We start from the raw sequence: 19,689 nt of genomic DNA, 5'->3' as shown, positions 1-19,689 counted from the left end.
CATGCTGATGCTGTTTCTTACCGTGGCGCTGGTACATCTGATTGCGCTGATGAGCCCGGGGCCGGACTTCTTTTTCGTGTCGCAAACCGCCGCCAGCCGCTCGCGCCGCGAGGCGATGATGGGCGTGGTCGGTATTTCGCTCGGCATCGTGGTGTGGGCCGGCGTGGCGTTGATGGGGCTGCATCTGATCCTGCAGAAGATGGCCTGGCTGCATCAGATCATCATGGTCGGCGGCGGCATGTACCTGTGCTGGATGGGATGGCAGCTGCTGCGTTCCGCGCGGGCGCAGCAAGCGCAGCCGGCGGCGGAGACTCAGGTGGCGTTGCCGAAGGCCGGGCGCAGCTTTATTCGCGGCTTCCTGACCAATCTGTCCAACCCGAAAGCGGTGATCTATTTCGGCAGCGTGTTCTCACTGTTCGTCGGCGACAGCGTCGGCGCCGGGGCGCGCTGGGGACTGTTCCTGCTGATCGTCGCCGAGACCTTCGTCTGGTTCAGCCTGGTGGCGGTGGTGTTCGCGCTGCCGGCGATGCGCCGCGGCTACCAGCGGTTGGCCAAGTGGATCGACGGGGTGGCGGGCGTGCTGTTTACCGGCTTCGGGTTACACCTGATCTTTACCCGCTGACCGGCGGTGATATGCCCAAGGCCGAGCAGCGATGCCCGGCCTTTTTTGTCAGGCTTTGCGGGCGGTCGCCAGCAGCCCCGCCACCAAAATGAACAGCGAACCGAACACCCGGTTGAGCAGCTGCATCTGGCGCGGCGTTCTCAGCCAGCCGGCGATGCGCGTCGCCAGGGTGGCGTAACCGATCATCACCAGAATATCCACCACCACGGTAGTGACGCCGAGCACCAGATACTGCTCGGCCTGCGGCTGATTGGGCAAGATGAACTGCGGGAACAGCGCAGCGAGGAACACGATGCTTTTCGGGTTGGTCAGGTTGACCAGCACCGCGCGGCGGAACAGACGGCGGCGCGGCATGCTGCCCGCCAGCGCATGCAGATCCAGCGCCCCGGCGGCGCGCCATTGCTGGATGCCGAGCCACACCAGGTAGGCGGCGCCCAGCCATTTCAGCAGCTCGAACGCCAGCAGCGATTGAGAAATCAGCGCGCCGAGGCCGATGCCCACCAGTACGATGTGCGCGCTCAGACCGACCTGCAGCCCGGCGATCGACGCGGCGGCGCCGCGATAGCCGTGGCTGATGCCGGTGCTCATGGTGTTGATGGCGCCTGAGCCGGGGGACAGGCTGAGGATAAGCGTGGTCAGCAGGTAGGTTAACCACCAGTCCAAGGTCATGGTTCTCGGCTCCCTGAAAGTGTCGTTTTGTGCCACAATGCGCCGAGGCGGCGCCGTTTTTTGTAAGAATTGAATCACAATACGCTAGTATGATTTCTTGTGCCAGCGGTCACATTTTCCGCCGGCCCCACAGGGAAAACGCTCTCGATGACCTCGTTCACTCTCAGCTCCGATGACTGGTTAACGCGTGAAACGCAGTTCGCTGCCTTCGCCACCGGGCCGCTGCTGGACTTCTGGCGGCTGCGGGAAGAGGGCGAGTTCAGCGGCGTGGACGGCGTGCCGATCCGCTTTGTGCGTTTTCGCTCCGCGCGACATCAGCGGGTGGTGGTGGTCAGCCCCGGCCGCATCGAAAGCTACGTGAAATACCCCGAGGTGGCCTACGATCTGTTCCACTGCGGTTACGACGTGGTGATCGTCGATCATCGCGGCCAGGGGCGCTCCGGTCGTTTACTGGCGGATACGCACCGCGGTCATGTGGTAAACTTCGCCGACTACGTGGACGATTTCGAGCAGCTTTGGCAGCGCGAGGTCGAATCGCGCGGTTATCGGCAGCGCTTCGCGCTGGCGCATTCGATGGGCGGCGCGATCCTGGCGCAGTTCCTGCAGCGTCGGCCGCAGGCATTCGACGCGGCGGCGTTTTGCGCGCCGATGTTCGGCATCCAGTTGCCGATGCCGGATTGGCTGGCCGACCGTATTCTCGACTGGGTGGAGACGCGCCCGGCGATCCGCGACTATTACGCGGTGGGCACCGGCCAGTGGCGTCCGTTGCCCTATGTGGTCAACGTGTTGACCCACAGCCGCGAGCGCTATCGGCGCAGCCTGCGCTATTACGCCGATTACCCCGAGCTGCAGGTGGGCGGGCCGACCTACCATTGGGTGCGGGAGAGCATCCGCGCCGGCCGGCAGATTATCGCTCAGGCCGGGGAGATAACAACGCCGCTGTTGCTTTTGCAGGCCGGTGAGGAACGGGTGGTCGACAACCGTTCGCATCAGGCTTTTTGTCAGGCTCTGTCAGACGCGGGGCGCCCTTGCGAAGGGGGGCTCCCGTGGGTTATCAACGGCGCACGCCATGAGATCCTGTTCGAGCGGGACGCGATGCGCGCCGAAGCACTGAACGCAATCCTGCGCTTCTTTGCTCAACACTTAGGCGGCGCGCTGCCGCCGACAACTCCATCAGAGGTTAGAACATAACGCTATGTATCACGTCGTCGCTTCCGATTTAGATGGCACGCTGCTGTCTCCCGACCATACCCTGTCGCCGTACGCCAAAGAAACGCTGAAGTTGCTGACCCAGCGCGGCGTGCATTTCGTGTTCGCCACCGGCCGCCACCATATCGACGTGGCGCAGATCCGCGACAGCCTGGAGATCAGCGCCTTTATGATCACCTCCAACGGCGCGCGGGTGCACAACACCGCCGGCGAGCTGATTTTCAGCCACAACCTGGACGAGGATATCGCCCGCGATCTGTACGGCATGCTGCACGACGATCCGGAGATCACCACCAACGTCTACCGCAACGATGATTGGTTTACCAACCGCGAAAGCCCGGAGCAGGAAGAATTCTTCCAGGAGTCGGTGTTCAAATACCAGCTGTTCGAACCGGGCCTGCTGGAAACCGACGGCGTCTGCAAGGTCTACTTCACCTGCGAAGATCACGAGCGGCTGCTGCAGGTGGAAGACGCCATCAACGCGCGCTGGGGCGATCGGGTCAACGTCAGCTTCTCGTTCCCGACCTGCCTGGAAGTGATGGCGGGCGGCGTGTCGAAAGGGCATGCGCTGGAAGAAGTGGCCAAGATCATCGGCTATACGCTGCAAGAGTGCATCGCCTTCGGCGACGGCATGAACGATCTGGAGATGCTGTCGATGGCCGGCAAGGGCTGCATCATGCGTGACGCGCATCAGCGCTTGAAGGATATGTTGCCGGAGCTGGAAGTGATCGGCTCCAACGTCGATAACGCGGTGCCGCACTACCTGCGCAAGATGTTCCTCTGACATAACCCGGGCGTTTCTCGGAAATAACAAGGGCGCCTTGCGGCGCCCTTGGCATTACTTGTGCTGGCCCTGCTTCTGCAGGAACTGCACGCCCTTGTCCGGGAAGTCGGTGAATACGCCGTCGACGCCGGCCTGGTTGTAAATCACGTCATACAGCTGGTTCACGTCGGTCACGTACTTCGGCAGCGCATCGGCGCGGATGGTGAACGGATGTACCGCCAGCTTGCTGGCGTGCGCTTCTTTCACCATGTCGGTCAGCACGATGTGGCCCGGCTTGGATTTATCCGCCACCACCAGCATGTGGTAGTCCGGCCCGATGCCGTCGGCATACTGAGCGATTTTCTGCATCGCGCCCGGCTTGAACATCCAGTCGTAGTCGTATTCTACCCACTTGCCGTCGGCTTTCTGCTCGTAGGTTTCCTGCCAGTCGTTATAGGCGATCAGCTGCACCAGCTTCAGATCCATGCCCAGCTTCGGCTCCAGCTCGTTCTTGATGCGTTTGAGCTCGTTGGCGTCGAAGCACTGCAGGTAGACGTTGTCGTTTTTGCCGGTGTAGCCGTATTGCTTGAGCACCGCCAGCACTTTGCTGGAGATGTCCTTGCCTTCCTGTTTGTGGAACCACGGCGCCTTGATTTCAGGGTAGATGCCGATGTTCTTGCCGGTCGAATGGTTCAGACCCTGCACGAACTCGATCTCTTCCTGGAAGGTGTGTACGCGGAAGTCGGATTTGCCCATCGGGAAGCGGCCAGGGTAGCCCTGCACCTTCTTGCCGTTTTCGATTTCAAAGCCTTCGGTGAACTTCAGCGATTTGATCTCCGCCAGCGTAAAGTCGATGGCGTAATAACGGCCGTCCTTGCGCGCGCGATCCGGGAAGCGTTCGGCGACGTCGGTGACGCGATCGAGGTAATGGTCGTGCAGCACCACCAGCTCGTTGTCTTTGGTCATCACCAGATCTTGTTCGAGGTAATCGGCGCCCTGCGCGTAGGCCATCGCCTTCGCCGGCAGGGTGTGTTCCGGCAGGTAGCCGCTGGCGCCGCGGTGGGCGATCACCACTTTGTCCGCCGCCTGCGCGGCGCTGACCATTGAGGTAGCGAGAATGATCCCTGTCAGCAGGGCTTTGACTTGAGTCCGCATTCCGTTTTCTCCGTGTTGTTGGGGGCAGGGTAGTAAAAAGGCCGCAGGGCGGCCTTTAAATCATGCAAAAGTCGTGTGACGGTTAGCCGCGTTTGCCGGCAGCGATTTCCGCGTGGTGTTTCTTTTCGTTCAGCATGGTCAGCAGCAGCAGGATAACCGCCAGCACGCCGCCGCCGATCATCACCATGAAGCCGCCGTCCCAACCGAAGAAGTCTACGGTGTAGCCGACGATGGCGCTGGCCGCGACCGAGCCGCCCAGGTAGCCGAACAGGCCGGTGAAGCCCGCGGCGGTGCCGGCGGCTTTCTTCGGCGCCAGCTCCAGCGCGTGCAGGCCGATCAGCATCACCGGGCCGTAGATCAGGAAGCCGATGACCAGCATACAGATCATGTCCACGGTCGGGTTGCCCGGCGGGTTCATCCAGAACACCACGGTGGCGATGGTCACCAGCGTCATGAAGAACACGCCGGTGGCGCCGCGGTTGCCTTTGAACACTTTGTCCGACATCCAGCCGCACAGCAGGGTGCCCGGGATACCGGCGTATTCATACAGGAAGTAGGCCCAGGAAGACTTGTCCAGCGCGAAGTGCTTCACTTCTTTCAGGTAGGTCGGCGACCAGTCCAGAATGCCGTAACGCAGCAGATAGACGAACACGTTGGCGACCGCGATGTACCACAGCAGCTTGTTCGGCAGGATGTACTGCATGAAGATCTGCTTGGCGGTCAGCTCTTCTTCGTCTTTTTCGCTGTAGTCGTCCGGATAGTCGTTTTTGTACTCTTCAATCGGCGGCAGGCCGCAGGATTGCGGGGTGTCGCGCATCAGGCCGAAGGCGATCAGGGCCACCAGGATGGCGCCGAAGGCCGGCATGTACAGTGCAGCGTGCCAGTCGTTGAACCAGGCCATGCCCAGCAGGAACAGCAGCGGCGGCAGGCCGCCACCCACGTTGTGGGCGCAGTTCCAGATGGAGACGATGCCGCCGCGTTCTTTCTGCGACCACCAGTGCACCATGGTGCGGCCGCACGGCGGCCAACCCATGCCCTGGAACCAGCCGCACAGGAACAGCAGGACGAACATGATGGCGATGCTGGAGGTGGCCCACGGCACGAAGCCCATGAACAACATCACCGCCGCCGCCAGGATCAGGCCGGCAGGCAGGAACACTCGCGGGTTGGAACGGTCGGAGACCGAACCCATGATGAATTTGGAGAAGCCGTAGGCGATGGAAATGCCCGACAGCGCGAAGCCGAGGTCACCGCGGCTGAAGCCTTGTTCGATCAGGTAAGGCATGGCCAGGGTGAAGTTCTTACGCACCAGATAGTAAGCGGCGTAACCGAAGAAGATCCCCAGGAAAATTTGCCAGCGCAGCTTACGGTAGAGCGGGTCTACCTTATCGCTCGGCACACGGGCGATGTGTGCGGCCGGCTTAAAAATACTCAACATGAGCGCCTCCGATGGCTTTATCTGTTATCACATCAATATGACCTTTTACGTTCATTTGATGATTGAGCGGATATCGAATGTGGTGTTTTTGTGTTCCATAACGAGCGCCATTGTCGTCAAATACGCCTGGTGTCGCTGTGACGAATGGCGCAATTGTTACACTTTTATGAAACCACGGCGGATTTTGAGCGATTCGTTAACGTTATGAAATAGAAAAACGTCCAAAAATCGTGATTATGATCACATTGATGGTTTTTTGTGGACATTTTTATTTCGTTTGATGTTCGTTCTTGTTCCTTATCAAACAAAGACCCTTATAACCGTGGCTCAATAGGCTCATAACTACCGATCCTGAGGGAGCGACATGAGCAGCTATTTTGACGGCGGCGAAACGGATGTGATCATCATCGGCGGCGGCGCCACCGGCGCAGGCATCGCCCGCGACTGCGCGCGGCGCGGCTTGCGCTGCATTTTGCTGGAGCGCCACGACATCGCCACCGGCGCCACCGGCCGCAACCACGGTTTGCTGCACAGCGGCGCGCGCTATGCGGTGACCGACGGCGAGTCGGCGCGCGAGTGCATCGAAGAGAACCGCATCCTGAAACGCATCGCCCACCACTGCATCGAGCGCACCGATGGGCTGTTCATCACCCTGCCGCAGGACTCACTGGACTATCAGCAACAGTTTATCGCCGCCTGTCGCCAGGCCGACATCGGCGCCGAAGCGATCGACCCGCAGCTGGCGCTGCGGCTGGAGCCGGCGGCTAACCCGGCGCTGATCGGCGCGGTGCGCGTGCCGGACGGCACCGTCGATCCCTTCCGGCTGACCGCCGCCAACATGTTGGACGCGCGCGAACATGGCGCGCAGATCCTGACCTACCACCAGGTGGTGGGATTGTTGCGCAGCGGCGATCGGGTGACGGGCGTGCGCGTTTACGACCATCAGAATCAGCGGCGCTATGCGCTGCATGCGCCGGTGGTGGTCAACGCCGCCGGCATCTGGGGCCAGCAGATCGCCGAATACGCCGATTTGCGCATCCGCATGTTCCCGGCCAAGGGGGCGCTGCTGATCCTCGGCCACCGCATCAACAACATGGTGATCAACCGCTGCCGCAAACCGGCGGACGCCGACATCTTGGTGCCGGGCGACACCATCTCGCTGATCGGTACTACCTCGACCCATATCGACTACGACCAAATTGACAACATGCTGGTGACCCCGCAGGAAGTGGACATTCTGATCCGCGAGGGGGCGCTGTTGGCGCCCACCCTGGCGCAGACCCGCATTCTGCGCGCCTACGCCGGGGTGCGGCCGCTGGTGGCCAGCGACGACGACCCCAGCGGGCGCAACGTCAGCCGCGGCATCGTGCTGCTCGATCACGCCGCCCGCGACGGGCTGGAAGGGTTTATCACCATCACCGGCGGCAAGCTGATGACCTACCGCCTGATGGCGGAGTGGGCCACCGACAAGGTGTGCGAAAAGCTTGGCGTAAACCGCCCGTGCACCACCGCGCAGGATGCGTTGCCCGGCTCCCGCCAGTCGGCGGAGGAGACGGTGCGCAGCGTGGTTTCTCTGCCCGCCAGCATTCGCGGCTCGGCAATTTACCGCCACGGCGATCGCGCCAGCCAGGTGCCGGCGGCCGATCGGCTCGACACCAGCCTGGTGTGCGAATGCGAGGCGGTGACCGCCGGGGAAGTGCGCTATGCGGTCAACTCGCTGACCGTCAATAACCTGGTGGATCTGCGCCGCCGCACCCGCGTCGGCATGGGCACCTGCCAGGGCGAACTCTGTGCCTGCCGCGCCGCCGGGCTGTTGACGCGCTTTAACGTCAGCACGCCGCAGCAGTCCATCGCGCAGCTGTCGCAGTTCCTCAACGAACGGTGGAAAGGCGTACGGCCGATCGCCTGGGGCGATGCGCTGCGCGAGAGTGAATTTACCAGCTGGGTTTACCAGGGGCTATGCGGGCTTGAGGCCCAGGCCGACAAGGAGCAGGAGGCGGATGATGCGATTTGACGTAGTGGTGATTGGCGGCGGCCTGGCGGGCCTGAGCTGCGCCATTGCCGTGGCCGAACAGGGCAAGCGCTGTGCGGTGGTCAGTTCCGGCCAGAGCGCGCTCTACTTCTCCTCCGGCTCGCTCGACCTGCTGGCGAGATTGCCGGACGGCACGCCGGTCGAGATGCCGCTGGCGGCGCTACCGCAGCTGGCGCAGCAGGCGCCGCAGCATCCGTATGCCCTGATCGGGCCCGGCCGGGTGGCGACGCTGTCCGCCGCCGCGCAGCGGCTGTTGGAGCGCTGCGGGCTGAACCTGCAGGGCGAGGGCACCAACAACCATCTGCGCATTACGCCGCTCGGCACGCGCCGCGCCACCTGGCTCAGCCCGCAGGCGATCCCGACGCTGCCGCTGACCGGCCAACTGCCGTGGCGGCGCATTGCGGTGATCGGCATCGAAGGCTTCCTCGACTTCCAGCCGCAGATGGCCGCCGACTCTCTGAGCCGGGAGCTCGGCGTAGAGACGGAGGTGGCCTATCTGCACATGCCGGCGCTGGACAGATTGCGCAATAACCCCAGCGAGTTCCGCGCGGTAAACATCGCCCGGGTGCTGGATTTGATGGAAAGCCTGCCGCCAATGGCCGAGGAACTGCGGCGGTTGGCGGGGGCAGCCGACGCGCTCTTCCTGCCGGCCTGTTTGGGATTGGAGGACGACGCGTCGCTGGCGGTGCTGCAGGATGCGGTCGGCAAGCCGATCCGGCTGCTGCCGACGCTGCCGCCTTCGGTGCCCGGCATGCGCTTGCATCAGGCGCTGCGGCGGCGTTTTCAACAGCTGGGCGGCGTTTTCATGCCCGGCGACAGCGTGCTGCGCGCCGAGTGCGAAGCCGGCCGCGTCACGGGCCTGTATACCCGCAACCACGGTGATATTCCGCTGCGGGCGCAGCAGGTGGTGTTGGCCAGCGGCAGCTTCTTCAGCAACGGGCTGGTGGCGGATTTCGACGGGGTGCGCGAGCCGATCTTCGGGCTGGACGTACACAGCCGCGCGGATCGCGCCGACTGGAGCCGGCGCGAGCTGTTCGCGCCGCAGCCTTATTTGCAGTTTGGCGTGCGCACCGACGGCAGGCTGCGGGCGATGAAGCAGGGCATGCCGTTCGACAATCTGTACGCCATCGGCGCGGTCGCCGGCGGCTACGATCCGCTGCAGCAAGGCTGCGGCGCCGGCGTGTCATTGATCGGTGCGCTGCACGTCGCGCAGCAGATCGCCGCGGAGGAAAACGCATGAGCCTGCATCAGGACCACAGCTTTGAAAGCTGCATCAAATGCACCGTCTGCACCACCTATTGCCCGGTCGCCAAAGTGAACCCGCTCTATCCGGGGCCGAAACAGGCGGGGCCGGACGGCGAGCGGCTGCGGCTGAAAGATCCGGCGCTGTACGACGAAGCCTTGAAATACTGCACCAACTGCAAACGTTGTGAAGTGGCCTGCCCGTCCGACGTCAAAATCGGCGATATCATTCAGCGCGCCCGCGCCGACTTCGCCCAGAGCAAGCCGACGCTGCGCGACGCCATCCTCAGCCACACCGACATCATGGGCTCGCTGTCGACGCCGTTCGCGCCGATCGTCAACGCCGCTACCGGGCTGAAACCGGTGCGCAAGCTGCTGGACAAGGCGCTGAAGATCGATCACCGGCGAGAACTGCCGAAATACTCGTTCGGCACCTTCCGCCGCTGGTACCGGCAACAGGCGCAGGCCCAGCGGCGCTATGCCGAGCAGGTGGCGTTTTTCCACGGCTGCTTCGTCAACTATAACCATCCGCAGCTGGGCAAGGATTTGATCCGGGTATTCAACGCGCTGGATATCGGCGTGCAGCTGCTGAAACGCGAGAAATGCTGCGGCGTGCCGCTGATCGCCAACGGGTTTATCGAGCAGGCCAAAAAGCAGGCCAGGGTTAACGCCGAGTCGCTGCATGAAGCGGTGCTGGAGCGCGGCATCCCGGTGGTGGCGACCTCATCGAGCTGCACCTTCACCCTGCGCGACGAATATCCTCATCTGCTGGACGTGGACACCACTCCGGTGCGCGATCGGGTGGAGCTGGCGACGCGCTATCTCTATCGCCTGATCAATCAGGGGCGCAGCCTGCCGCTGAAGCGCACGCCGCTGCGGGTGGCTTATCACACGCCTTGCCATATGGAGAAGATGGGCTGGACCGCCTACACGCTGGAGCTGCTGCGGCAGATACCGGAGCTGGAGCTGGTGGTGCTGGATTCGCAGTGCTGCGGCATCGCCGGCACCTACGGGTTCAAATCGGAGAACTACGCCACCTCGCAAGGCATCGGCGCGCCGCTGTTCCGGCAGATCGAAGAGAGCGGAGTGGATCTGGTGGTGACCGACTGCGAGACCTGCAAATGGCAGATAGAAATGTCCACCAGCAAGCGCTGCGAGCATCCGATCACCCTGCTGGCGCAGGCGCTGGTATAAAAACGAGAGGGCCGGCAAGCCGGCCCTCTGTGGGATTACTGCTTCAGCTTCAGGGTGGAGATGATGCCTTCGGCTTCGGCCTGCGCCTGCTGCTGATTGTCCGCCGGCAGCGTCACCTGAATGGTCAGCATGTTGTTGTTCAGCGAGCCGATCAGGACGGAGGAATAGGCTTTTTCGCCGCCGCTGGTGATGATGCTGTCCAGCTGACGCAGCGGCACGCCGTTGACGTCGAGCGCCTTGTTGGTGATCACCTGCAGGTTGGCGTCACGCGCGCGCTGGGTATTCTCCAGGCGCTTGGCCAGGGTCTCCAGGCTGTCGGCGGTCTTGTCGCCCAGGATCACGATCACCGCGCGCTGGCCGGTGCTGTCTGCGTAAACATGCATGTTGTTGGCCTGGTTGCCCAGCTTGCCGCTCTGATCCGCCATGCCGACCGGCAGGGTGAACGCCAGTTTACCGTCCAGCAGGCTGACCTGCTGCCCGGCCGGCGCGCTGGCCGCCGCGCCGTCAGACGCTGCCTTGGTGTCTTTGGTGTCGCCGTCGCAGGCCGCGAGGCCAAGCGCCAGCAGGCTGATACCCATCAATTTCGCTACTTTACGCATCGGGCTTCCTTCTTCCTTTCCGGTAGGGATTCACTGTCGTATCGCAACCTATTCCAGGTTGAAATGCAAGGCAGATGTTGTCACAAGTTTTTCTCCAGTAATAGCCGATAATCAGCCACTTCGCCTTTCTTTTCCAGCTGAACAATCTGATAGTGGTGGGCGAGCAGCATCGTCAGCATGGCGCGGAACCGGTTACGGGTTTTGACTGTCAGCCGGCGATAGCCCTGCGCCCGCGCCCAGCGCTCTTGTTCGGCCAACAAGGCCTGCGCCACGCCGTGGCGACGAAATGCCGGCAGCACGCCGCCCAGCCAGCTGTAAAACACCGTTTCCCGCTGTTGATAACCGAGTTTGAAACCGGCCGGCTGGCCGTCGATGTCGGCGATCAACAGGCTGGCGGGGGCACCGCCGATGCGCCGCTGCAGATCGGCCAGGCTATGCAGGCCGCCGAATTCGGGGATGCGTTGGTAAAGGCGGTGGATTTCTTCGAGCGTGGCGATGCGGACGATTGGGATCATGGGCGGCCTCCAAAGGATAGGGCCGCCCAGAATAACACGGCTCAGCCCGGCTGCAGGCTGCCGCTGCGCGCCGCGATGCGTTTGAGCAGCATGTTCAGCAACACGCCGTACATCGGCAGGAAGAACAGCAGGCAGATCATCACCTTGAAGCTGTAATCCACCAGCGCGATCTCCACCCAGTTGTTGGCCATGAAGGGATCGCTGCTCTTGTAGAAGGCGATGAAGAAGAACGCCAGCGTATCGCTGATATTGCCGAAGAACATCGCCGCCGCCGGCGCCACCCACCAGGCGCTGCGTTGGCGCAGGCGGTTAAAGACGTGAACGTCGAGGATCTGGCCGAGTACGTAGGCCATAAAGCTGGCCACGGCAATGCGCGCCACGAACAGGTTAAAACTGCCCAGCGCCGCGAAGCCCTGCCATTCTCCCTGATAGGTGACGGTGGAGATCACGTAAGAGATGAACAGCGCCGGCACCATCACCGCCAGGATAATCCGCCGCGCCAGCGGCGCGCCGAAAATGCGCACGGTCAGATCGGTTGCGAGGAAGATAAACGGGAAGGTAAAGGCGCCCCAGGTGGTATGGAAGCCGAAAACGGTGATCGGCAACTGCACCAGGTAGTTGCTGGAGGTAATGATGGCGATATGAAACAGCGAAAGCCAGACCAACGCCGTGAAGCGCTGCTGTGCGGTAAACGAATACATATTGTAGCCTTTTTAGCAGTGGGGTAAGGGAACCCAGTGTGTCTTGTCAAAACAGCAAAAAACGCTGCGCGGCGGCATGATACGCGTTTGCGCAACCAATGCAATGGTTAAATTTAACGCAAACGTTAACGCATCTTGCGCAGAAAAACTACCGGCGTAAACTAGGCGCTAATGAGATGCGGCGAGCGTTCGCCGATCGTTTTTGAACGAGAAAAATTGCATGACTGACTTATTTGCCCAGGCAGACCAGACGCTCGACGCGCTGGGCCTGCGTTGCCCGGAACCGGTGATGATGGTGCGCAAAACCGTGCGCCATATGGACAACGGCGAAACGCTGCTGATTATCGCCGACGATCCGGCCACCACCCGCGATATTCCGGGGTTCTGCCGCTTTATGGAGCACACGCTGGTAGCGCAGGAGACCGAGCAGGCGCCATACCGTTATCTGCTGCGTAAAGGTGTATAACGGCGACACGGTCGTGTTGATGAAGGAAAAGTCCCTTTCCCCGAAATGACAACGGGCGCGCTATGCCGCGCCCGTATTGGTTTCCGAACTTAGCTGCGCTTTCTCAACAGCCGCAGCGCGTTGGCGGTGACCAGCGCGGTGGCGCCGGAGTCCGCCAGCACCGCCAGCCACAAACCGGTCAGCCCCAGCAGGCTGGTGATCAGGAAGACCCCTTTCAACCCCAGCGCGATGGTGATGTTTTGCCGGATATTGGCGTGGGTGGCGCGCGAGATGCGGATCATCTCAGCGACGCCCAGCAGCCGGTTGTGGGTCAGGGCGGCGTCGGCGGTTTCCAATGCCACGTCGGTGCCGCTGCCCATGGCGATGCCGATGCTGGAGGCTTTCATCGCCGGGGCGTCGTTGATGCCGTCGCCGATCATCGCCGTCGGGCGCAGTTCGCTCAGCTCGGTGACCGCGTTGACCTTATCTTCCGGCAACAGACTAGCGCGATAGTCGAGGCCCAGCTCGCCGGCGATCGCCGCGGCGGCACGCGGGTTGTCGCCGGTCAGCATCACGCCGCGAATACCCAGCGCGTTCAGTTCGGCTATCGCCTGTTTGGCGTCGCTGCGCAGCGTGTCGCGCAGCGCCAGCAAGCCGATGGGCGCGCCGTCTTCCAGCACCACCACCGCCGTTTTACCGGCGTTTTCCAGCTTGTCTACCTTGCTCTGCCATTGAACGTCGAGCAGGCCCGGCGCCAGCTTGCCCGGCGCGCTGATCAGCACGGTCTTGCCGTCCACGATCCCTTCCACGCCGACGCCGGCCAGCGCGCGGCGCGCCTGCGCCAGCGGCAACTCGGCCCCGCTTGCGGCGGCGCGGTTGATGATCGCCTGCGCCAGCGGGTGATGTGAACCGGCCTCCACCGCGGCGGCAAGCTGCAGCAGCCGCTGTTCGGTGAGCGCGCCGATCGGCAGCACGTCGGTCACCGTCGGCTTGCCTTCGGTCAGGGTGCCGGTTTTATCGAAGGCGATGGTTTGTATCTGGCCCAGTTGCTCCAGCGCCGCGCCGCCTTTAATCAGCGCGCCGCGCCGCGTGGCGGCCGCCAGCCCGGATGTAATGGCCGCCGGGGTCGAGATCACCAATGCGCATGGGCAGCCGATCAGCAGCAGCGTCAGGCCGCGATAGATCCAGGTATCCCACGGCTGCGAGAACAGCAGCGGCGGCAGCAGGATCACCGCGACGGCCAGCAGCATAATGGCCGGGGTGTAATAACGGCTGAACCGGTCGAGGAAGCGTTCGATCGGCGCGCGGCGCTCTTCGGCCTCTTCAATCAGCTGCAGAATGCGGTCGATGGCGTTTTTGCCGGGCTCGGAGATCACCTTCATCTGCGCCGCCTGATCGACGGACAGGCTGCCGGCGGCCACTTTCTCGCCCTGCTGGCGCTCGACCGGCACCGATTCGCCGGTCAGGGCGCTTTCGTCGAAGCTGGCGAACGGATTGAGCAGCTCGGCGTCGGCCGGCAGGCGCCCGCCGGGCGCGATTTCAATCACGTCGCCAGGGCGCAGGCTGGCGACCGGCACGCGTTTGCGTTCCGTGCCTTGCAGCAGCAGCGCGTCTTCCGGCACCAGCTCCATCAGCGCCGTCACGCCGCGTCGCGCGCGGTTGGCGGCGTAGGATTCCAGCAGTTCGCCGACCATAAACAGCAGCAGCACCATCGCCGCTTCGGCGGTGGCGCCGATGAACAGCGCGCCGATGGCCGCCACGCTCATCAGCGTTTCGATGGCGAATGGTGTGCCGGAGCGGATCAAACGCAGCGCCTTGGCGGCGACCGGCGCCAATCCGACCAGCGTGGTGGCGATAAAGGCGATGCGCCCCAGCTCCGGGTTAACCCGATCCAGCACCCAGCTGACGACCATCAGGGTAGTTAACAGCAGCAGCGGTGCGAATTCGCCGAAGCGTGAGGTTTTCGGCGCGGCGGCTTTGGCGTTCTGAGTGCCGAGCAGGGTAAAGCCGGCCTGGGCGACCGCGTCCTGGATCCGCAGGCTGATGTCGGACTGTGCGTCGACTACCAGTTTCTCGGTCGCAAACAGCACCCGCGCGCTGTCGACGCCGGGGAGTGCGGTGACGGCATTTTCGATTTTCTTGGCGCAGCTGGGGCAGTCCATGCCGGTGACTTTCCAACTGAAACGTTGGCTGCCGGAAGGGGGAGCGGCGGCCAGCCTGTCGCTTTCCTCGTCCGGATCGTCGGGCGTGGCGGCGCAGCAGCCGCTATCGCCATGATCGTGATGATGGTGGGCCTGTTCGGCCTGCGCGGCGGCGTTTTTCGGTTCGCTGCTGCAGCCATGCTGCGTTTTGCTGTGGCTGTGGTTGCAGCCGCATCCGCCTTCGGCGTGGTGATGTTCCTGATGATTATGGTTTTGCTGATTGTGCATAACGTCCCCCTTCGGGCTGTTAAACGGGTTTGCTCAGTTGACTCTACACCCTGGAGTCCACTCCAGAGTCAAGCGCCGGATGAGAATTATTGCTAACGGCGTTCAAGCGTAGAAAGGGGGATTCATTCAATAATGAATAATGCGAATTTTAATCTATCGGCTTTTCTTATCCCCTATTTGGGGAAACAGGCTCGCCGCCGATAGTTTAAATAAGAAAATAATATTCCTATAGAAACTAAAAAATCGCCCGACCTAATAATAAAGAGTTATTAATCTATAACGCTTTAGCAAAATTTACCTTTTACCCTAGGGAAAGCCAGCATGATTCGCTTGAGTCTGCAGGCCGCATTGCTATTGAAGTTTGGTGCCAACTTCTCCTCATCAAGTTTCATTTGTTTTGTAAAGAAGCCAAAAAAGCAGCATAACAAACTTTCGTTGCGATAATAAATGGTTGATTATTTTATGTGCAGTTTTGCGACCCTGCCTATAATTGGAATCGATTACCATTTTTAATGGTGATCTTATTTGCTGATATATATGCATTAATTCTACCTAACACACTGCCGGCAACGGCGCATAAGCCCCTTCCAGCAAGCCTGAGGTTCATTAACCGTGGCTTACGGGGAGGTTATGTCTATCTGTCTGATTGATATCAATCAGGTAATGAGTGGAATCGAACCAATGCAATCTACTAAAAAGGCAATTGAAATTACTGAATCCAGCCTTGCGGCCGCGACAACCGGCTACGATGCTGTAGACGACCTGCTGCATTATCATGAGCGGGGCAACGGGATTCAGATTAATGGCAAGGATTCATTTTCTAACGAGCAAGCTGGGCTGTTTATTACCCGTGAGAACCAAACCTGGAACGGTTACAAGGTATTTGGCCAGCCGGTCAAATTAACCTTCTCCTTCCCGGACTATAAGTTCTCTTCCACCAACGTCGCCGGCGACACCGGGCTGAGCAAGTTCAGCGCGGAACAGCAGCAGCAGGCTAAGCTGTCGCTGCAGTCCTGGGCCGACGTCGCCAATATCACCTTCACCGAAGTGGCGGCCGGACAAAAGGCCAACATCACCTTCGGCAACTACAGCCAGGATCGTCCCGGCCACTATGATTACGGCACCCAGGCCTACGCCTTCCTGCCGAACACCATTTGGCAGGGCCAGGATCTGGGTGGCCAGACCTGGTACAACGTCAACCAATCCAACGTGAAGCATCCGGCGACCGAAGACTACGGCCGTCAGACGTTCACCCATGAGATTGGCCATGCGCTGGGCCTGAGCCACCCGGGCGACTACAACGCCGGTGAGGGTAACCCGACCTATCGCGACGTCACCTATGCGGAGGATACCCGCCAGTTCAGCCTGATGAGCTACTGGAGTGAAACCAACACCGGTGGCGACAACGGCGGCCACTATGCCGCGGCTCCGCTGCTGGATGACATTGCCGCCATTCAGCATCTGTATGGCGCCAACCTGTCGACCCGCACCGGCGACACCGTGTACGGCTTTAACTCCAACACCGGTCGCGACTTCCTCAGCACCACCAGCAACTCGCAGAAAGTGATCTTTGCGGCCTGGGATGCGGGCGGTAACGATACCTTCGATTTCTCCGGTTACACCGCTAACCAGCGCATCAACCTGAACGAGAAATCGTTCTCCGATGTGGGTGGCCTGAAGGGCAACGTCTCGATCGCTGCCGGTGTGACCATCGAGAACGCCATTGGCGGTTCCGGCAACGACGTGATTGTCGGCAACGCGGCCAACAACGTGCTGAAAGGCGGCGCGGGTAACGACGTGCTGTTCGGCGGCGGCGGGGCGGATGAGCTGTGGGGCGGTGCCGGCAAAGACATCTTCGTGTTCTCTGCCGCCGGCGATTCCGCACCGGGCGCTTCAGACTGGATCCGCGACTTCCAGAAAGGGATCGACAAAATTGACCTGTCGTTCTTCAACAAAGAGGCGCAGAGCAGCGATTTCATTCACTTCGTCGATCACTTCAGCGGCACGGCCGGCGAAGCGCTGCTGAGCTACAACGCTTCCAACAACGTGACCGATTTGTCGGTGAATATCGGTGGCCATCAGGCGCCGGACTTCCTGGTGAAAATCGTCGGCCAGGTTGACGTCGCCACTGACTTTATCGTGTAACACAGCAACGGAACGCCCGGCGCAGTCTCGGCCGGGCGTGATGCGGGAGCCCGGTATGAAAGGTACTTTAACGCGCACCGCTTTGGCGGCGGGCGGCATGATGGTGACAAGTGCGGTCATGGCCGGCAGCCTGGCGCTGCCGACCGCGCAGTCGCTGGCGGGGCAATGGCAGGTGGCCGACAGCGAGCGGCAATGCCAAATCGAGTTTTTGGCGAATGAGCAAAGTGAAACCAACGGCTATCAGCTGGTGGATCGGCAACGGTGTTTGCAAAGCGTGTTTGCGGCGGAAGTCGTGGGCTGGCGCCCGGCGCCGGACGGCATCGCTCTGCTGCGGGCGGATGGCAGCACGCTGGCGTTCTTCTCGCGCGACGGCGATCTGTATCGCAATCAGCTGGGCGCCGATGATGCCCTGACGTTGAAAGCGCTGGCTTGATAATGAAAAACGGGTTCGGCGCGCCGAACCCGCGGCAGAGAGTTACAGGTAGAGCGAACGCACGATCAGGAAGTGGCCGGAGAAGTAACAGAAAGCCACGATGGCGTCCGCCGCGCGGAAGGTGAAACGGTAGCGGTTGAGCAGCCAAACCACGTTGGCCAGCAGCAGCAGCGAGGTGCCGGTCAGCAGCGAGAAGCCGAAATCGGTGCTGCGCAGGAAATATTGCTCGCCCGCCAGCCAGACCATCAGCAGCGTCATCGCCACGTAGGTGACGATCGGCCAGCGCATCTCTTCCAGCCGGGTCCAAAGGGTGGCCAGCAGCAACGCGCCGATCGCCAGCAGCGCCAGCGGCAACGGCCAGAACAGGCTGAACGTCATCTGGCTGGCGAAGCTCAGGGTATACAGCAGATGGGACAGGAAAAAGGCGCCGATGGCGTACAGCACCCGCTCGCGCGGCAACAGGAGCAGCGCGTCGCCGATCAGCGTCGCCAGCAGGCCGAGCACGATCAGATAACCTGCTGCGCCGAGCACCGGCGCCTGCCAGGCCAACAGCAACAGCAGCAGCAGCGTGACGGGTTTGAACACCCAGCGCTGCCAGCGCGGGCCACGGTATGAGGCGTCGACGAACAGCCAACCGGAAAAGAATACGGCAAGGAACGGCCAACTCATTTATGTCTTCCTTATGCATGAGGGAGCCGCAACAACCGGCTCCAAACTGTCACCAATGTCACTTCTTATTTCAGTGTAGGTAGCCTGCCGACGATCGACAATGCTTTCTTGAGAATGCTATGTTTACGCCGATTTGGCCGTGAAGGAAATGGGAAACCGATGAGCAAACCACCGTTATTTTTTGTCGCCGTGATTGCGCTGATCGCCGTGCTGGCCACGCAACGCTACTTCAAACAGCGCCAGCGGGAGGCGGAAAACGATCGCGCGCCGATGCGCAGCCTGCAGGTGACGGTGAGCGACAAGCGCAGCTTCCCGGTCGCCAGGACCCGCGCGCCGCAGCGCGAACCGCTGGTCAATGAGCCGATGTATTACGAGGTGGTGTTCAGCCCGAACCAGGGCGGTGAAGACATCACGCTTCGGCTGAAACAGTGGCAATACAACCCGATAGAAAAAGGCGCGCAGGGCACGTTGAACATGCAGGGCACGCGCTTCGTCTCTTTCAGCGTTCAGCCGTAGCGGTCATTTCTTCTTGATGGGCGGCTGTTTCTTTTGCCAGGCCAGCAGCTCGAACACGCCAAAGATAAAGATCTTGGCTTCTTGCCAGTAGCTGATTGGCTGATCCTTCGGCTGGGTGGATTTCAACAGCACCAGCTGCAGGCCGTGCATCACCACCATAAAGAACAGCGCCACGTCGATGAAATACTTCAGCGGCTTGGGAAAAGGATGGAACAGGTTAGAGAGCAGGAAGCCCCACACGCACAGCATCAGCAGACGGCCCAGATTAATCAGCATGGTCGGTTTTCTCTTGCGAACGAATATAAAGGCGATAGGCCACCTGGCCGGCGACCTTCTCCCGGTGCAGCTGCCAGCTGGCAGGCACGTCCGCCGCGGCGCTTTCTGCCTCGGCTTCTACATAGATCCAGGCCTCGTCGGCCAGCCAGCCACGCTGCTCCAGCAGCAAGGCGGTCTCCGTCAGCAGGCCTTTGCGAAACGGCGGATCGAGGAACACCACGTCGAACGGTTGGCCCTCGCCCGCCAGCCAGCTCAGCGCGTTGGTGTTGATAACCACCCCCTTGCCCTGCAGCAGCGCCAGATTTTTTTCCAGCTGCTGCGCCACCGGCCGTTCGAATTCCAACAGCGTGGCGCTGCCGGCGTAGCGCGACAGCGCTTCCAGCCCTAATGCGCCGCTGCCGGCGAAACAGTCCAGGCAGCGCGCGCCCTGAATCACCGGCGCCAGCCAGTTGAACAGGGTTTCGCGCACCCGATCGGTGGTGGGGCGCAGCCCCGGGCTGTTCGGCACCGGAAGCTTGCGACCGCGCCATTGGCCGCCGATGATGCGGATCTGTCCGGCTGCGGCCTGGGGCGGTTTTTTGGCCGCCGCCCGTGGCGAGAGTCTTGTCATAAGCGTTGTTTGATTTCTTTTGCGGCG

The 19,689-nt window shown here is 61.6% G+C and carries 20 protein-coding genes; 10 read left to right on the top strand and 10 right to left on the bottom strand.

The features are described 5' to 3' along the window. Nucleotide 1 precedes the first annotated feature (1 nt). Complete coding sequence (gene rhtC, locus ACJ8HH_RS18115; RefSeq protein WP_060424200.1) at nucleotides 2–622, top strand: threonine export protein RhtC; 621 nt, start codon at nucleotides 2–4, stop codon at nucleotides 620–622. A gap of 48 nt (nucleotides 623–670) precedes the next feature. On the opposite strand, the gene rhtB is transcribed toward rhtC, so the two are convergent. Further along, nucleotides 671–1,291, bottom strand: coding sequence for a homoserine/homoserine lactone efflux protein (gene rhtB, locus ACJ8HH_RS18110; protein ID WP_025304879.1), 621 nt, complete (start codon nucleotides 1,289–1,291; stop codon nucleotides 671–673). A 147-nt stretch (nucleotides 1,292–1,438) separates the two neighbouring features. Between rhtB and pldB the strand changes: the two genes are divergently transcribed. Continuing rightward, complete coding sequence (gene pldB, locus ACJ8HH_RS18105; RefSeq protein ID WP_060451992.1) at nucleotides 1,439–2,482, top strand: lysophospholipase L2; 1,044 nt, start codon at nucleotides 1,439–1,441, stop codon at nucleotides 2,480–2,482. A gap of 4 nt (nucleotides 2,483–2,486) precedes the next feature. Then, nucleotides 2,487–3,284 carry a sugar/pyridoxal phosphate phosphatase YigL gene (gene yigL, locus ACJ8HH_RS18100; protein ID WP_033636660.1) on the top strand — a complete coding sequence of 266 codons (798 nt, stop codon included), beginning with the start codon at nucleotides 2,487–2,489 and terminating at the stop codon, nucleotides 3,282–3,284. 54 nt (nucleotides 3,285–3,338) lie between these two features. Here the strand turns inward: yigL and glpQ are convergent, their stop codons facing one another. Both glpQ and glpT read right to left on the bottom strand, forming a co-directional pair. Continuing rightward, complete coding sequence (gene glpQ / locus ACJ8HH_RS18095) at nucleotides 3,339–4,418, bottom strand: glycerophosphodiester phosphodiesterase (RefSeq protein ID WP_033649644.1); 1,080 nt, start codon at nucleotides 4,416–4,418, stop codon at nucleotides 3,339–3,341. Between the two features lie 82 nt (nucleotides 4,419–4,500). Next, nucleotides 4,501–5,856 (bottom strand): glycerol-3-phosphate transporter, encoded by a 1,356-nt coding sequence (glpT, locus tag ACJ8HH_RS18090; protein WP_033636663.1) that lies wholly within the window; start codon nucleotides 5,854–5,856, stop codon nucleotides 4,501–4,503. A 364-nt stretch (nucleotides 5,857–6,220) separates the two neighbouring features. Between glpT and glpA the strand changes: the two genes are divergently transcribed. Genes glpA through glpC form a run of 3 tightly spaced genes read left to right on the top strand, consistent with a single transcriptional unit; the run spans nucleotide 6,221 to nucleotide 10,324 of the window. Then, nucleotides 6,221–7,870: an anaerobic glycerol-3-phosphate dehydrogenase subunit A gene (gene glpA, locus ACJ8HH_RS18085; protein ID WP_033649645.1), complete on the top strand. Its 1,650-nt coding sequence runs from the start codon at nucleotides 6,221–6,223 to the stop codon at nucleotides 7,868–7,870. Beyond that, nucleotides 7,860–9,128: a glycerol-3-phosphate dehydrogenase subunit GlpB gene (gene glpB / locus ACJ8HH_RS18080; protein ID WP_060423407.1), complete on the top strand. Its 1,269-nt coding sequence runs from the start codon at nucleotides 7,860–7,862 to the stop codon at nucleotides 9,126–9,128. Before glpA ends, glpB begins: the two co-directional genes overlap by 11 nt. Then, entirely contained in the window at nucleotides 9,125–10,324 is a 1,200-nt protein-coding gene (glpC, locus tag ACJ8HH_RS18075; protein WP_060423404.1) for an anaerobic glycerol-3-phosphate dehydrogenase subunit GlpC, read from the top strand. The genes glpB and glpC overlap by 4 nt, the downstream gene beginning before the upstream one ends. Before the next feature lie 35 nt (nucleotides 10,325–10,359). Here glpC and ACJ8HH_RS18070 read toward each other — a convergent pair whose 3' ends face one another. The 3 genes from ACJ8HH_RS18070 to ACJ8HH_RS18060 form a co-directional block, all read right to left on the bottom strand. Next, the gene (locus ACJ8HH_RS18070; RefSeq protein ID WP_033636670.1) at nucleotides 10,360–10,923 is read right to left on the bottom strand and encodes a DcrB family lipoprotein; all 564 of its coding nucleotides are present in this window, start codon (nucleotides 10,921–10,923) and stop codon (nucleotides 10,360–10,362) included. A gap of 80 nt (nucleotides 10,924–11,003) precedes the next feature. Then, entirely contained in the window at nucleotides 11,004–11,438 is a 435-nt protein-coding gene (locus tag ACJ8HH_RS18065; RefSeq protein ID WP_060423401.1) for a GNAT family N-acetyltransferase, read from the bottom strand. 41 nt (nucleotides 11,439–11,479) lie between these two features. Continuing rightward, nucleotides 11,480–12,139 (bottom strand): 7-cyano-7-deazaguanine/7-aminomethyl-7-deazaguanine transporter, encoded by a 660-nt coding sequence (locus tag ACJ8HH_RS18060; RefSeq protein WP_033636672.1) that lies wholly within the window; start codon nucleotides 12,137–12,139, stop codon nucleotides 11,480–11,482. A gap of 220 nt (nucleotides 12,140–12,359) precedes the next feature. Here ACJ8HH_RS18060 and tusA point away from each other — a divergent pair, with 220 nt between their 5' ends. After that, entirely contained in the window at nucleotides 12,360–12,605 is a 246-nt protein-coding gene (tusA, locus tag ACJ8HH_RS18055) for a sulfurtransferase TusA (RefSeq protein WP_025304890.1), read from the top strand. Nucleotides 12,606–12,694: 89 nt separating this feature from the next. On the opposite strand, the gene ACJ8HH_RS18050 is transcribed toward tusA, so the two are convergent. Further along, nucleotides 12,695–15,013 carry a zinc/cadmium/mercury/lead-transporting ATPase gene (locus tag ACJ8HH_RS18050; protein ID WP_039568114.1) on the bottom strand — a complete coding sequence of 773 codons (2,319 nt, stop codon included), beginning with the start codon at nucleotides 15,011–15,013 and terminating at the stop codon, nucleotides 12,695–12,697. A gap of 681 nt (nucleotides 15,014–15,694) precedes the next feature. On the opposite strand from ACJ8HH_RS18050, the gene ACJ8HH_RS18045 reads away from it, so the two are divergent. Together ACJ8HH_RS18045 and ACJ8HH_RS18040 are read left to right on the top strand one after the other, a co-directional pair. Continuing rightward, nucleotides 15,695–17,158: a serralysin family metalloprotease gene (locus ACJ8HH_RS18045; protein ID WP_033636674.1), complete on the top strand. Its 1,464-nt coding sequence runs from the start codon at nucleotides 15,695–15,697 to the stop codon at nucleotides 17,156–17,158. Between the two features lie 55 nt (nucleotides 17,159–17,213). After that, a complete protein-coding gene (locus ACJ8HH_RS18040) occupies nucleotides 17,214–17,591 on the top strand; it encodes an AprI/Inh family metalloprotease inhibitor (RefSeq protein ID WP_038874139.1) in 378 nt (125 codons plus the stop codon). Nucleotides 17,592–17,633: 42 nt separating this feature from the next. Here ACJ8HH_RS18040 and ACJ8HH_RS18035 read toward each other — a convergent pair whose 3' ends face one another. Then, nucleotides 17,634–18,260: a lysoplasmalogenase gene (locus ACJ8HH_RS18035; protein WP_033636676.1), complete on the bottom strand. Its 627-nt coding sequence runs from the start codon at nucleotides 18,258–18,260 to the stop codon at nucleotides 17,634–17,636. A 159-nt stretch (nucleotides 18,261–18,419) separates the two neighbouring features. On the opposite strand from ACJ8HH_RS18035, the gene ACJ8HH_RS18030 reads away from it, so the two are divergent. Further along, a complete protein-coding gene (locus ACJ8HH_RS18030; protein WP_033649654.1) occupies nucleotides 18,420–18,776 on the top strand; it encodes a DUF2500 domain-containing protein in 357 nt (118 codons plus the stop codon). Between the two features lie 3 nt (nucleotides 18,777–18,779). On the opposite strand, the gene ACJ8HH_RS18025 is transcribed toward ACJ8HH_RS18030, so the two are convergent. Together ACJ8HH_RS18025 and rsmD are read right to left on the bottom strand one after the other, a co-directional pair. Continuing rightward, nucleotides 18,780–19,052, bottom strand: coding sequence for a DUF1145 family protein (locus tag ACJ8HH_RS18025; RefSeq protein ID WP_004934327.1), 273 nt, complete (start codon nucleotides 19,050–19,052; stop codon nucleotides 18,780–18,782). Beyond that, nucleotides 19,042–19,662: a 16S rRNA (guanine(966)-N(2))-methyltransferase gene (gene rsmD, locus ACJ8HH_RS18020; protein WP_060451993.1), complete on the bottom strand. Its 621-nt coding sequence runs from the start codon at nucleotides 19,660–19,662 to the stop codon at nucleotides 19,042–19,044. Before rsmD ends, ACJ8HH_RS18025 begins: the two co-directional genes overlap by 11 nt. Nucleotides 19,663–19,689 lie beyond the last annotated feature (27 nt).

Source organism: Serratia sp. CY32780 (genome assembly GCF_052169135.1).
In the GTDB taxonomy this organism is placed as follows: Bacteria; Pseudomonadota; Gammaproteobacteria; order Enterobacterales; family Enterobacteriaceae; genus Serratia; species Serratia sarumanii.
This window is presented reverse-complemented; position numbering and strand designations above follow the sequence as displayed.